This window comes from Pseudomonas sp. F3-2, from assembly GCF_038804275.1.
In the GTDB taxonomy this organism is placed as follows: Bacteria; Pseudomonadota; Gammaproteobacteria; order Pseudomonadales; family Pseudomonadaceae; genus Aquipseudomonas.
On record NZ_CP152388.1, the window covers coordinates 2085792 to 2099042 of the forward strand.

General features: G+C 64.2%; 11 protein-coding genes. 3 read left to right on the forward strand and 8 right to left on the reverse strand.

The features are described 5' to 3' along the window. Positions 1-51 precede the first annotated feature (51 nt). The 3 genes from AAGQ88_RS09555 to AAGQ88_RS09565 all read left to right on the forward strand — a co-directional run bounded on the left by AAGQ88_RS09555 (position 52) and on the right by AAGQ88_RS09565 (position 2758). Complete coding sequence (locus tag AAGQ88_RS09555) at positions 52-930, forward strand: LysR substrate-binding domain-containing protein (RefSeq protein WP_342655116.1); 879 nt, start codon at positions 52-54, stop codon at positions 928-930. Between the two features lie 91 nt (positions 931-1021). Continuing rightward, the gene (locus AAGQ88_RS09560) at positions 1022-2212 is read left to right on the forward strand and encodes a CaiB/BaiF CoA-transferase family protein (RefSeq protein WP_342655117.1); all 1191 of its coding nucleotides are present in this window, start codon (positions 1022-1024) and stop codon (positions 2210-2212) included. 168 nt (positions 2213-2380) lie between these two features. After that, a complete protein-coding gene (locus AAGQ88_RS09565) occupies positions 2381-2758 on the forward strand; it encodes a VOC family protein (protein ID WP_342655118.1) in 378 nt (125 codons plus the stop codon). A gap of 65 nt (positions 2759-2823) precedes the next feature. Here the strand turns inward: AAGQ88_RS09565 and AAGQ88_RS09570 are convergent, their stop codons facing one another. The 8 genes from AAGQ88_RS09570 to AAGQ88_RS09605 are packed head-to-tail and all read right to left on the reverse strand — an operon-like array spanning position 2824 to position 13247. After that, positions 2824-4239, reverse strand: coding sequence for a lipid II flippase MurJ (locus AAGQ88_RS09570; protein WP_342655119.1), 1416 nt, complete (start codon positions 4237-4239; stop codon positions 2824-2826). A 9-nt stretch (positions 4240-4248) separates the two neighbouring features. Continuing rightward, complete coding sequence (locus AAGQ88_RS09575; protein ID WP_093467528.1) at positions 4249-5070, reverse strand: acyltransferase; 822 nt, start codon at positions 5068-5070, stop codon at positions 4249-4251. Beyond that, the gene (locus tag AAGQ88_RS09580) at positions 5067-6464 is read right to left on the reverse strand and encodes an O-antigen ligase family protein (RefSeq protein WP_342655120.1); all 1398 of its coding nucleotides are present in this window, start codon (positions 6462-6464) and stop codon (positions 5067-5069) included. The genes AAGQ88_RS09575 and AAGQ88_RS09580 overlap by 4 nt, the downstream gene beginning before the upstream one ends. After that, complete coding sequence (locus tag AAGQ88_RS09585) at positions 6464-7561, reverse strand: glycosyltransferase family 1 protein (RefSeq protein WP_342655121.1); 1098 nt, start codon at positions 7559-7561, stop codon at positions 6464-6466. The genes AAGQ88_RS09580 and AAGQ88_RS09585 overlap by 1 nt, the downstream gene beginning before the upstream one ends. Continuing rightward, complete coding sequence (locus tag AAGQ88_RS09590; RefSeq protein ID WP_342655122.1) at positions 7552-8766, reverse strand: glycosyltransferase family 4 protein; 1215 nt, start codon at positions 8764-8766, stop codon at positions 7552-7554. Before AAGQ88_RS09590 ends, AAGQ88_RS09585 begins: the two co-directional genes overlap by 10 nt. A gap of 2 nt (positions 8767-8768) precedes the next feature. After that, positions 8769-10073: a beta-xylosidase gene (locus AAGQ88_RS09595; RefSeq protein ID WP_342655123.1), complete on the reverse strand. Its 1305-nt coding sequence runs from the start codon at positions 10071-10073 to the stop codon at positions 8769-8771. Then, positions 10073-11251 (reverse strand): glycosyltransferase, encoded by a 1179-nt coding sequence (locus AAGQ88_RS09600; protein WP_342655124.1) that lies wholly within the window; start codon positions 11249-11251, stop codon positions 10073-10075. The genes AAGQ88_RS09595 and AAGQ88_RS09600 overlap by 1 nt, the downstream gene beginning before the upstream one ends. A gap of 1 nt (position 11252) precedes the next feature. Next, positions 11253-13247 (reverse strand): GumC family protein, encoded by a 1995-nt coding sequence (locus AAGQ88_RS09605; protein ID WP_342655125.1) that lies wholly within the window; start codon positions 13245-13247, stop codon positions 11253-11255. Between the last annotated feature and the right edge of the window lie 4 nt (positions 13248-13251).

Sequence of the window (13251 nt, forward strand, 5' to 3'; positions counted from 1 at the left end):
ATGCTTCGTTACCTGCGCTCAGCATTCTCATTACCCATCAGGTAACGACTCATGGAAATCCGACATTTTCGCTATTTCCTCGCGGTGGCCCGGCATCGGCATTTCACCCGGGCAGCCGAGCAATTGGGGATCGCGCCGCCGACCCTGACCCGGCAGATCCAGGACCTCGAAAGTGCCCTCGGCACGCGGCTGTTCGTGCGCGAACAGCGCGAAGTCAGGCTGACCGATGCCGGCAAGGCGCTGCAGGTGGAGGCTGAGCTGGCGGTACGGCAATTCGAGACCGCGCAGTACAACGTGCAACGCGCCGGGCGCGGTGAGGCTGGCAAGATCGAACTGGGTTACGTGGCGTCTGCGGTGTTTTCCGGCGTGCTGCAGCAGCAGGTTGGCCAGTTTCGCCAGCGCTATGCGGACGTCGAATTCAGCATCAACGAATACCTGATGCCGACCTTGCCGCGCAGGGTCGAAGAGGGCCGCCTCGATGTCGGGTTCATCCGCTCGCCCATGAACCTGCCCGACTCGGTCATTGCGCTCAAACTGCTGACCGAAGGGTTCGCGTTGGCGCTGCCGGACAGCGCCTGGCTGTGCAAGCTCAAGTCCATCAATGCGGCGCACCTGCAGAACGAAACGTTCATTCTCCCGGAGCAGATTTCCGGGACGCTGGAGGTGGCAGCGCAGGGCGGTTTTGCGCCGACGCTTGGGCCGCAGCCGGGCGGGCTGGTGTCGGTCATTGCGCTCGTCAGTCTCGGGCAGGGCGTGGCGGTGGTGCCGGAGTCGGTCGTCGATCACATTCGCCTGCCCAACGTGGTGTACCGGCGCATCGATGACTGCCAGCCCACGTCTTCGCTGTCGCTGATCCACCGTCGCTACGAGAAGGCCCCGGCGGTCATTCGCTTCATCGACCACGTCAGGGAAACCCGGGCGTCTGGATGAAAAAGAATGCCCCGTCGGGCAATTTTGGATTTTCAGCCTCGCCTTGAGGGCGGACAATTGCCCTCACTTTTCGAACAACAAAGGGCGCGTCATGCAAAAGCCTCTGCAAGGGATTCGGGTCATTGAGCTAGGGCAACTGATTGCCGGGCCGTTTGCGGCCAAGATGCTGGGTGAGTTCGGTGCCGATGTGATCAAGATCGAACCGCCGGGCACCGGAGACCCGTTGCGCAAATGGCGCCTGCTGCACGAAGGCACGTCGGTGTGGTGGGCCGTGTCCTCGCGCAACAAACGCTCGGTGACGCTGGACCTGCGCGAGCCGGAGGCTCAGGAGGTGGTGCGCAAGCTGATCGCCGACGCCGATGTGCTGGTGGAAAATTTTCGGCCGGGCACGCTGGAAGGGTGGGGGCTTGGCTGGAAAGACCTGCATGCATTGAATCCACGACTGGTGATGCTGCGCGTCTCCGGGTACGGCCAGACCGGCCCGTACCGCGATCGTCCGGGATTCGGCGTGGTTGGCGAGGCAATGGGCGGCCTGCGGCATCTGTCTGGCGAGCCCGGTCGCACGCCGGTGCGCGTGGGGGTTTCCATCGGTGACTCGCTCTCGGCCTTGCACGGCGTCATTGGCGTGTTACTGGCGTTGCGTCATCGCGACCAGAACGGTGGCGAAGGCCAGGAAATCGACGTCGCGCTCTACGAGTCGGTGTTCAACATGATGGAGAGCCTGATCCCCGAGCACTCGGTCTTCGGCGCCGTGCGGGCACCGGCCGGCAGCAGCCTGCCTGGCATCGCACCCTCCAATGCCTATCGCTGCCGCGACGGCCGCTACGCGCTGATCGCAGGCAACGGCGACAGTATTTACCAGCGCCTGATGGCCTTGATCGAGCGGCCTGATCTGGCGAACGACCCGGCATTGGCCCACAACGACGGGCGGGTCAGGCAGGTCGAGCTGATCGATGTGGCCATTTCCGCCTGGGCCGCCAGCCTTGACCTCGATGACGTGCTCGCCAGGCTCACCGCTGCGCGGATCCCGGCAGGCAAGATCTACGACGCCGCCGACATCGCCAGCGACCCGCATTACCGGGCCCGCGACATGCTGCTCGACAGCCACCTCGATGACGGCACACCCGTGACCTTGCCCGGCATCGTGCCCAAGCTCGGCACCACGCCGGGCGGGGTCCAGCGTCCGGCACCGAGATTGGGCCAGCACACTGACGAAGTCCTCGAACAACTGGGCATCAGCGCCGAACAACGCGCCGCCTGGCGCGCCCGGGGACTGATCTGAAACGCGAATGGATCACGCGCGCCAGCTGCTGAAAGGGGCTGGCGCGTTGCACGTGGATGATTATGTCCCGTAGCAAGTGCGTGCCTCACGCCGGCACGCCATTTCGCAGATACACAGGCATGAGTTCACGCTCCCCACCCAACCCGCAGCCTCCTGGAGTCTTTTTTCATGATCGATCACCTCGACCATCTGGTACTGACCGCTGTCGATGCCGACGCCACGGTGGATTTCTACACCCGCGTACTGGGCATGCAGCTGGAGACGTTCGGCGCGGGGCGCAGGGCGTTCAGGTTCGGCGATCAGAAGATCAACCTGCACGTGCGGGGGCATGAGTTCGAGCCCAAGGCGCATGTGCCGGTGCCTGGCGCGCTGGACCTGTGCTTCATCGCGTCGATTCCACTGGAGCAGGTGATTGCCCGATTGAACGAGGCGCAATGGCCGATCATCGAGGGCCCGGTGGCACGCACTGGCGCGACTGGCCCGATTCGTTCGGTGTACGTCCGTGACCCGGACCTCAACCTGATCGAGATTGCCGAACCGGCCTGATCGTCGCGTTCTGGCGGCTCAGTTCAGTTCAGCTCAGCTCAGCGCAATGCTGCGGGAAGGCGCGGTCAATCGCGGGCGCCACGCCACGGTTTGAGCCACAACGCCAGGGCGACCAGCAGCATCGCGCCGTACGCGCAGCTCAGGCCCAGTTGCAGCCAGATGTTGCTCAGCGGGTGCAACACGGTCGCGGCCAACAGCATGATGGCGGCGCCGAGCAGCCATTGCTGACGCCACGGCAACTGGTTCAACAAGTCCTGTCTGCGCATCAACAGCAGGCCAGTGAGGATGGCGCCACACACGGCGGCCATGGCAATGCCGATCAGCCCGAAGAAAAACGGCAGCACCGCCAGCAGCACCGCGTTGAGCAGGCTGCCGGCCAGCTCGCATCGCAATGGCAGGCGCGTGTCGCCGGCGGCGTAGGCAAAGCGGGCGAGCAGGGCATTCCACGCGCCGAACATCAGAGGCACCGCGAACCACGCCAGCAGGCCGGGCAGCGGGCCGTCCGCTGCCTGATTGGGCAGCAGCAGCGCCACCAGCGCGCCGGCTGCGCCGATCAACCCAGCCACCGCCGGCAGCGTTAACAGGGTTGCGCTGCTCAGGCCCTTGCGCAGCAGGCTTTTGCGCTGATCGCCCTCGGTCCCGCTCATCAGGCCCAGCAGCACCTGATTCAGACTCATCAGAGCGATCAGTGGCAAGTTGATCAGTTTGCGCGCCAGATTGACCCAGGTGACGGCGCCTTCCCCTAGCAAGGAAGCGACCATGCGCTCCAGCAGCGCCAGGCCCTGGCTGGCAAGGTTGCTGCTCAACAACGGGCCGATGCGTTGCAGCAACTCCCGTCCCGCGCCGGGCTCCCGGCTCAGGCGCCAGGGTCTCCAGCCATCGCGCAGCAGACCCGGCAACAGCGCGGCGGGCATCAGCACGCTGCCCAGCAGACAGGCGCACGCCAGACCCGTCGGTGTCGCCTGCTGACGCAACAACGCCAGGTAAAGCACGGGCGGCAGGTTGAACAGCAGTGAACCCAGGCCCGCCAGCACGAATCGCGAACGGGCTTGCAGCGGCACGCACAGCAGGCCGTGCAACAGAAAACCGGGCGCCGACCACGCCAGCCATTGCAGCGAGCCGGCCGCCAGCGCGTAGCCTTGATCGTCCAGCCCCGGCCCGATCAGGCGCACCCAAAGTGGCGCGCCCAGGCTCAGCAACAGGCTCAACCCCAGCCCGCACAGCAGCAGGCGCGGCGCCAGTGCACCGAGCCATTGCTGCTGTTGCAGCGCCGAACGTTGTTGATACAGCGGCAATGCCGCGGCGCTGAGCAGGCCCGCCGCCAGCGCCATGCGCAACGCTTCGGGCAGAAACAGCGAGACCAGAAAAGCGTCGCTGCGTCCGCCCGCGCCCCAGGCCGCCACCAGCAGCCACTCTCGGGCGAAACCTGCGGCCAGCCCCGTGAGTGTGGCCAGCGTCAGCCAGAGCGTTGAGCCGAACACGCAGCCGCCTCAGTGGAACAAAGTGAACAGGCCTTTGCCGCCCACTTTGTAGTTGAGGCCGCGAACCCGTTCGCCCTTGATCTCGGCGTTCGGTCCGCCGACGATGGCGTAAGGCGGCACCGGTTTTGAAACCACCGAACCGCCGCCGACCACGGCGCCTTCGCCAATGTCAGCGCCGAAGGAGAGCAGGGCGCGGCTGGCAATCCAGGCGTAGTCGTGAATGTAGATCGGTCCGCCCACGGCCCAGAATTCCGGCGCCCTGAGATCGTGTCCACCGGCAATGATCAGTACATGCGAGGCGATGGTCACGTGATCGCCGATGATCAGCCCGCCGCGTGCGTCCAGCTGGCAATGCCAGCCGACGGTACTGTCGTCGCCGATGGTCAGCCCGTCGACGCCGAGCACTTCCGTGTTTCGCCACACCGAGGAACCCTTGCCGATCTTCGCGCCGCCCATGCGCAGCCAGAACAGCCTCAGGGTATGGCTCGGAATCTTGCAGATGAGGATGTTGTAGGCTTGCTCCCAGGTGCGCAGCATGCGGTCGCGCAGCGTCGGCCAATTGATGCCGTACAGGGGAATCAGCGCGCCGGGCGTCTCGTTGGCCAGCAGCCGGTAGAAGCGCCGGGCCAGCGGCTGCTCGATGCGCGGCTCGATGTTCAGGTAACTGATGAAGCACAGTGTCTTGTCTTTGATCTGGGTTTCGAAGCACACCTCGTTCGCCAGCATCCAGTCGTACGCGCTCTCCAGCTCCTCGGTGCTGACCCCCATTTTGCGTGCATATTCAGGCAGCGCCTGCCGCAGATTGTGCGAGTGCATCATGCGGTGTTTCATGTTCGTTCCCCCGAATCCAAAGTCGTGACCTGCGCCTTCAATCGCAGGCGCCGGGCTTCATGCAGACTGAGTCCCAGCAGCAGCCAGAACAGCGCAATCAGCACGGTGGTAAAACTGAAATAGTGGTCAAAGAAGCCGCTCAGCAGCGCGGCCATCACGCCGGTTCGAGCACCCAGCCACAGCGCGGTGTCGCGGTTGAGGATGACGATATTGCGCGGCAGGCGCGCTTCTTTCCACCAACTGACTGTCACGGCAACGAACAACAGCATGCCCGGCAGGCCCAGTTTGTAGATGTAGTTCAGCCACAGGTTGGAAATGCCCCACAGGCCGGTGCCCGGAACGGGCGGGTCGACCTTGAAGCCGATGCCCAACGGGAACATTTTCATCGCGTCCGGGAAGTGTGAGTACTCGTCGAACCGCACGGCAGTACTGGCGTCGTGGCTTGTAAACAGTCCGAGCAGACGATCCTGCAGCGGCGGATAAAACATCAGCAGCAGGGCACCGACGAACACGCCGGCCATCAACATTCGCCCCACATACGGCACGCGCTTGCGCGCCATCCAGCACATCACCAGCACCAGGCTTACCAGCGCCCCGCGCGAGCCCGTGAACAACAGACCGGCCAGCGCCAGCACCGCCACGGCGATGCCGAGCAAACGCACCAGGCCTTGGCGAGTGACGGCGATGCAGAACGCCAGCGGCAGCAACATGGCCATTGCGCCGCCGGAAATGTTCGGGTGCGTCCAGGGCGTCGACATCCGCGTCGAAAAGCCGGCCAGGCCTTCGTTGAGGCTGTCCAGATTGCTGTAACCCAGACTGCCGATGATCGAGATGATCGCCGTGGAATTGCCGTTCTTCAGGTACACCGGAATCGACAGCAGCAGCAACGCCAACGTCCCCAGCAACAGCGCCACGGTCATTTGCTCACGGGGTTTTTCGTCGGCCAGCAGGCGCGGCACCAGAAACAGCGGCGACAGGTTGAACAGCCAGCGCACCCAGTTGATCGGCCCGTTGCCCTCGGCGTTGACGGTCAATTGACCGACCACGAACGGCAGCGCGCTGAACAGCATCAGCGCAAGCATCCAGCGCTCGGTGCGCAGCAGGATCAGCGGGCGGTTGTACAACGCGAAGACCCGATGCGCCATCAGGCTGGCCCATACCAGCATCAGCAACGCTTCGGACACCGTGGTGCGGATACCGATCTGCACCGTAGCGTAAGGCAGAAAGGTCGCCAGCACGCCGAACAGCAGCAAGCCGCGCAACGGCCGGCGAATGACCGCCAGCAAGCCCGCGACGCCGATCAGCGCGGCCGTCACTTTCAGCGCCGGCAGCAGCCAGACCAGCAGACCGAACAGCACCGCAATGATCGCGCCTACGGGCATCGCCAGTGGCATCAGCGCAGCTCCTCCAGCAACTCGTTGAAACGCTGGCGGTACGCGTCGACGCCGTACCGCTGCGCCCAGGCTTGCAGCGGCGTGGGCTCCTCGCGCTCGGCCGTCGAGAGCACGCCCATCAGGCGCACCAGCGCTGGCAGATCCTGGGGCGAGAAGCGCGGGCTGTCGGGCGGGGTGACTTCATCCAGCGATGAACCGCTCGCCACAGCCACCGGCGTGCCCACGCCCAAGGCTTCGATAACCGGCAGGCCGAAGCCTTCGCCGTACGAGGGGTGCCAGAGCCGTTCGGCTTGCCGATAGACGTGATGCAACTGACCGTCGCTGATGCCGCTGACGATGTGCAGCCCCGGCGTTTCGCGCTGAGCGCTGCTCAGTCCTTCGCTGCCGCCCACCAGCACCAGATCGGGGGTTTTCGGGAATTGCCGACGCGCGATCTGCCAGGCCTCGACGAACCACGGAATGTTCTTGCGCGGCTCGCGGGTGCCGACGCACAGCCAGTAACGCTCGGGCAACGGCGAGTCGAGTTCGGCGGGCTCACTGCTGAACCCTTCGACCAGGTTGGGCAGCACGCGCACTTTGTCCCGCGCCTGCGGAAACAGGCGCACGGTTTCATCGGCGGTGAACTGCGACGGCGTCCAGATCCGGTCGGCCATCCGCACGGAATACCTGATCGAGAGGTTGTCGGTCTGGCGATAAATCATCGCCTTGAGCTTCGAGCCATGGGCGTTGGTCATGGTCAGCTGGAACAGGTCATGAAGCTGCAGGATGTAACGCAGTCCCGGCGGCTTGCGACCGATCGGCAGGCCCATGTTGAGATTGGCCAGGTACACCTCGACCTCCGCGTCGCGCAGGGCCTGGGGCAGAAACTGCGCCTCGAACCGCAGCCGTTCGGGCAGCCGATGGATTCCGTTCAGGGGCGTGAGCCGGCGCGGGCAGTGGGCGATGCGGCGCACCGGATGATCCTGCGGCGCCACGCTGAACAGCTGCAATTGCACGTCCGGCGCTGCGCGAAACGCTTCTTCCAGCGCAATGTTCTGACGGCCGATGCCGCTGTTGGGAAAGCCCGTGGCGGGGCGATAGTCCAGTCCTACACGCATGCGTGGGTTTCCTCCTGACGGTGAACCCGGGAATAGATGCCTTCCAGCTGTGCCGCCGACACGGACCAGTCGTGGTGCTCGCGCACGTAGGCGCGGCCCGCCTCGCCGATGGCGGTCAGCAGATGAGGCTGTTCGATGGCCTCGGCGAGCAGTTTCGCCAGACCGTTGGCGTCTCCGCAGCCCAGGTAATGCGTGCCGTTGACCACGTTCAGTCCTGAGCTGCCTTGTTCGGTGGTTACCACGGCCAGGCCCGCGGCCATGGCTTCGAGCACCTTGAGTTTGGAGCCTCCGCCTTCACGCAGGGGCGCGAAGAAAATCGCCGCTTCTCTCTGCACCGTGCGCAAGTCCGGGACGAACCCCAGCCAGTCGATGCGCGGATCGGCCCAGCGCTCGCGCCAGTGGTCGGGGAGGGCGTAGCCGCCGATGGTCAGGCGCACCATCGGGTCCAGGTGCCAGACCTTGGGCATGATGTGCTCCAGCGCCCATTCCATGGCATCCAGATTCGGCCCGTATTCGTAATTGCCGATGAACAGCAGCCGACGGCTGTAGCGATCCGGAACGACCTGCGCGTAGTAGTCGCAGTCCACGCCGTTGACCACCACGGCGGTGGCCCGCGAGGTCAGGCGCGCCAGGCCCTTGGCGTCTTCTTCGGTGACCGCGATCAGCTCGCGGGTCTGGCCGAACACACGCGCTTCCCATTGCCGATAGCGCCATTGATCGAACCGGGTAAACGGTCGCGCCCATTCCGGGAAGTGGTGATAACTGGCGGCACCCAGCCCCGATTCGACGTTGTGTTCGGTCATGATGAAAGGCTTGCCGGCCCGTTTGAGCGGCGCTTCGAACGGCTGGAAACTGTAGCTATGTTCGATCTGGATGACGTCCCATTCCTCGCGCAGCAGCGCCTCGAACTGCTGCTGCAGTTGCGGCGCGAAACCGTTGACCGTGGCGAGCATCGGCGGTCGTGCGAAGGCCACCGCCAGCAAGGTACGCAGGCTGCGCAGCGAACGTCGCGGGATGACGATCAGCCGCTCCAGCCACGGTTCCAGGGCCGCCCGGGTGTCATCGTCCAGTTCGGTTTTGGACTGCACCAGCAAGGTGATCCGGTGCCCGCGCGCGGCGAGGTTGCGCAGCAGGTGAAACTGCCGGGTCTTGCCGCCGCTCGTGGTCGGCCATGGCAGATAGGGCAATGTCCAGAGGATGCGCATGGCTACGGCTTCCACACCAGAATTTGCAGGGTAGGGGTCAACGCCACGTCCACGCCTTGCGCGCCGGTCAGCTCGCGCTGGTTGCCGGTCAGCGGGTCATACAGCGTGGCGCTCTTGATACTGGGAAACTTCATCTGCGCACCGCTGGCGCTCCAGGCCATCAGCAAGTGCGAGCCGTCCGGACGATTCCAGGCAATGGCGTACAGGTCATCGGGCACCGAAGAGGCAGGCGGCGGGTCGGCGGGTTGCAGGCTCGGGCCGGTCACCTTGAGGAAATTCTGCAGCGCGGTGTACACCGGTTTCGGCTCGCCGTTCAGGTCGACCAGGCCGTAGCCGCGGTCTCTGGGGCTGGCGCGTTCGTCCAGGTCGCTGAGGTTGAACAGGAAGATGCGCTGATAATCCAGCGCGCTCATCAAGGCCAGACGACGCAGGGTGTAGTCGGCCTGGCCGTTGACGCCAATGATACGCTGCATTTCCACCGGGCCGCTGTAGCTCGACCAGCCCCACTCGGTGGCCCAGACCTGTTTCACGCCCGCGTCATGCAGGCTCTTGTTCATCGCGTTGGCGCGCACCAGAAAGTCCCGGTCGGGAATCGAGTCGCCTTCCGGGTATTCGGAATACGGGTGATAGGCGGCGACGATGTCCTTGCTCGCCAGACCCTGATCGACCATCGATTGCAGCATGTAGCCGGTCGAGCCGCGCATCTGCCCGTAATAGGCCACCCCGGCGGTGACGATCGGCTTGCCCGGCAGCGCGCTGCGGATGGCGTCGGCGGTGGTGGTCAGCAGCTTGTAATAGGCGACCGGATCAGCCTGCGGCAGCCAGATGATGTTGGGCTCGTTCCACACCTGCCAATGGCTGACCTGCGGATAGCGCTGAGCCAGTGCCGTCATGCGCTGAGCGAAGATGCTGTTGTCGCGCGGCGGGTATTGATCGGTGTTGCTGGCGCCTTGCGGCGCGGTGCTGTCGAATGCCGCCGAACCCACCAGGTAGGCGACGGTGTCGTAATGGTGAGCGCTGGCGGTCTGCATCGCCGCATCCAGCGCGGCGAGGTTGTATTGGCCCTGCGCCGGTTCCAGGATGGGCCAGTGCAATGTCCAGCGAATCCAGCCCAGACCCAGCGCATCCAGACGCGTCATCTGCTTCTGGTAGGCCTGCGGCTCGAAGTAATGAAACTGCACGTTAACCCCGAGGAAATCCCGCCAGGTCACCGACCTCGGTGCCTTGAGCAGCGTTGCCGACCAGGCGGCACTGCTCAGGCCCATCGCGCTGAGTAAAGTCATGGCCAACAGCGTCTTGCCCTTCATCAGCGCACCTCGCATGCATGCTGGAACAGTGAGTGAAAACGTTCGGCGGTCTGACTCCAGACCCTTTGGCGTCCCAGTATCTGTGCCTGTTCGGCCCATGCTTCGGCCTTCTGCGGTTGCTCGCAGAGCCGCGCCAGGGCGTCGGTCAAGGCCTGAACATTGCCTTGCGGATAGATCTCACCGTTGCCGTGGGAGACTTCCTCGGCGAACGAACGGGCATCGGAAGTGATCACGCCGCGGCCGCAGGCGGTCGCCCAGGACAACGCGCCGCTGGTGCCGCGCAACGTGCCGAGAATCTTCAGTTTGCTCGACTCGCGATACGGCAGAACCATCACGTGATGAGCCTGAATCACGTGGGGAATGTCAGACGCGGGCAGGTCCAGATGCCAGTTGATCAAGTCGTTCAGGCCCAGCTCGCGAATGCGCTGACGCAATTGCTCCAGATAACTGCCGGAGGGGCCGAAGGCCATTTCCGGCTCGCTGCCGCCGGCCAGCGTCAGGCGCACGCGGGTGCGCAGTTCAGGTGCGTCGGCGAGCAGGCGGGCCAGCGCATCGAGCAAATCTTCGATGCCTTTGCCGCGGTAAATGAAACCGAAATAGAGCAGCTTCAGCGGTTGCAGGGCGGGCAGGGGCATCGGCGGGATCGGCAGGTTGCCGTGAGCGATCACGGCCATCTGTTCCTGACGCAAGCCCATGCGCTGTTGCAGGCAACGATTGCCCGCCTCGGTCAGTGTCACCAGACGGGTCATCTGGCGCGCCAGTTGCCGTTCCTCGTGCAGGCACAGCGGGTCGGCGAGCACTGTTGCGATCTCCGGCAGGGGCGAGCGCAACGACGCTGCCATCGACAAGGGCCACGGCAGCTTGTGTCGACGCCAGACCAGACGTTCGGGGTCGTGCACCGTTGCCGTCAGCGGCAGTCGCGGAAACCGCTCGCGCAGCGCTCGGAGCGCGTGAAACTCGGCCAGACGCCCGCCGCCGATTTCTGCATGCACCAGATCGATGCCTTGCCAGTCGGCGTCGGCCACACGCTGGCGGGCAGCGATCGGATCGTTGCCGATGCCCTGCAAGGGCGTTCGCACACGTACGCCCAGTTCTTCCAGCGCACGCTTGAGGTGGCCTGCGTAGTCAGCGATGCCATTCTGCTCCGGCGGCAGTGGCGCGAGGAGAGCAATCTGCATATCAGTGAGGGCTCCGCACGCGCGAGAGCCAATTCAGGACCCGCTCGGGAATTTCGAAGCGACGACGGTTGAGGATGATCCCGTCAACCCGCTTGAAGGCGGTGGTCAGCGTGGCCAGGGCGTTCTGCAGTTTTGGCACGGTGGAGGTTTCGGCCTGCACCACCAGCACGATCAGGTCGGCGTCGCGCAGGTGCACGAACGCCTGCTGATTGACGAAGAACGCGGAGGCGTCGATCAGCTGGATTTCGCCCGGCTCGGCGGGCCTGCCGTCACCGACCCGGACCGTGTGGCCGTGGTCCTCGAGCAGCTTGCGCAGATGCTCGACGACAAACGTCACGCCTTCGCCGGAATGCGCCGAGGTCAGACCGATGCTCAGCCCGCGTTCGGCCACCTGTTTGAGCGGCAGCACGCTGTACAACCGATACAGGCTGGCAGTGAACGCGCTGGTGCGATGAGGCTGAACGGTTTCCAGGTCCTGCAGACTGCTCCACAGCGGCACGCCGAACTGCGCCTCGATCTTGTCGCCGTCGTGGATGCGCTGGTCCAGCAGATAGAACAGGTACAGCGCCAGCATGCCGACGCCGAGGCTCAGCGGCACCGCCAGCAGGAGCATCAGCAGGCTTTTGGGGAAGACCCGGCTCGGATTGAGCGTGGCCTGTTCAATGATCGCGATGTTGCTGATGCGGCTCTTGTCCAGTTCACGGTCGATGCGCGCTTTTTCCAGGCTGTCGGTGTAGAGAACGTAGTTTTTCTCCTCGGCGTCCAGCTCGTTCTGCAAGCGCGAAATCTGCGGTTCCAGGGACAGCGCCTGTTGACGATCCTTTTCCAGCTGGGCCAGCTGAGCGTCCAGTTGCTGCAGTTGAATCAGCAGGCGGGTGTAGCTGGCCTGCTGGTCGTTGAGGATATTCTGCAGTCGGGTGAACAGCGGGTTAGGCGCAATGTTTTCGGTGCGCTGCACGGTCGGGTTCTGGCTGCTCCAGAGCTGTTTCAGGTTCTTGATTTCGTTGTCCAGGGCCTGCACCGGTGGCGCGCTTTCCTTGAACGAACGCAGCAGTTCCTGACGCTCGACTTCTTTGCTGTTGATGCGGTTTTCCAGATCCTGACGACTCGGATTGAGGGCCATTTCCTTGCCCGAACTGATGAGTCGCGTCTGCTGGTTGATTTGCTGCTGGATCTTGTCGATCCCGGCCTTGGTCGAGGCAATCGAGCGCGCCGTGTTGTTGCGCTCGGTGCGCAGGTCGTTCAAGCCTTGCGCGGTGTCGGCCAGTCGCTGGTTGATGCTGGTGCTGCCCACCTGATCGAGCAGCGCCTGAATCTGCTGCTTGTGCGACAGAATGTTGGCCTGCGTGTCCTTGACCTCCTGCTCGTAAAACGCATAAAGGCTGACCCGGCCGAGGGTGCGGGTGCGCTCGTTCTCGTATTGCTCGACCCAGTTCTTCAGCACGATCTGCGCGACTTCCGGGTCGTTCCAGGTGAACGTCAGCTCCATGACCGAGGAACCCGGGTCGTGACTGACCTTGAAATTCTTCTCCAGATCCTCGGCCAGACGCTCTTCAGGCGTGCGCTTTTCCACCAGACCGATCAGCTCCAGCGAGCCGCGGATGAACTCGACCACGCCACTGACCGTGGCGCGAATGACGCCTTTGACCGACGCCATGAAACCGGTCGGCTTCGGCGCGTTGGACAGCGCCTCCATGTACTGCTGTGCCACCAGCCGGGTGATAGGCCGGCCGGTCAGCATGCGTTCTTCGTCCAGCAGCGGATCGCGCAAGGCACTGGGCATGACGATGGACGGACGGTCGGCATACTCGATCGGCAGGGTGCTGGTGTCGCGGCCAGGCTTGACCAGCAGCAATGCCGTGGATTCATAGCGGTTGGGTAGCAGGAAAGCCCCCAGCACGATGATCGCGAAGGTCGCCACCACGGTAATCTGCACTTCGCGCCGGAAGATGAAAAACAGGCGCAAGAGATCGCGGAATGAGCGGATGCTTATCATGTCG

Coding starts and splice junctions, on each gene's coding strand:
- AAGQ88_RS09580 (WP_342655120.1), bottom strand. CDS start 6,464: ATGCCACTGGCGATGCCCGTAGGCGCGATCATTGCGGTGCTGTTCGGT.
- AAGQ88_RS09585 (WP_342655121.1), bottom strand. CDS start 7,561: ATGCGTGTAGGACTGGACTATCGCCCCGCCACGGGCTTTCCCAACAGC.
- AAGQ88_RS09575 (WP_093467528.1), bottom strand. CDS start 5,070: ATGAAACACCGCATGATGCACTCGCACAATCTGCGGCAGGCGCTGCCT.
- AAGQ88_RS09560 (WP_342655117.1), top strand. CDS start 1,022: ATGCAAAAGCCTCTGCAAGGGATTCGGGTCATTGAGCTAGGGCAACTG.
- AAGQ88_RS09555 (WP_342655116.1), top strand. CDS start 52: ATGGAAATCCGACATTTTCGCTATTTCCTCGCGGTGGCCCGGCATCGG.
- AAGQ88_RS09595 (WP_342655123.1), bottom strand. CDS start 10,073: ATGAAGGGCAAGACGCTGTTGGCCATGACTTTACTCAGCGCGATGGGC.
- AAGQ88_RS09605 (WP_342655125.1), bottom strand. CDS start 13,247: ATGATAAGCATCCGCTCATTCCGCGATCTCTTGCGCCTGTTTTTCATC.
- AAGQ88_RS09565 (WP_342655118.1), top strand. CDS start 2,381: ATGATCGATCACCTCGACCATCTGGTACTGACCGCTGTCGATGCCGAC.
- AAGQ88_RS09590 (WP_342655122.1), bottom strand. CDS start 8,766: ATGCGCATCCTCTGGACATTGCCCTATCTGCCATGGCCGACCACGAGC.
- AAGQ88_RS09600 (WP_342655124.1), bottom strand. CDS start 11,251: ATGCAGATTGCTCTCCTCGCGCCACTGCCGCCGGAGCAGAATGGCATC.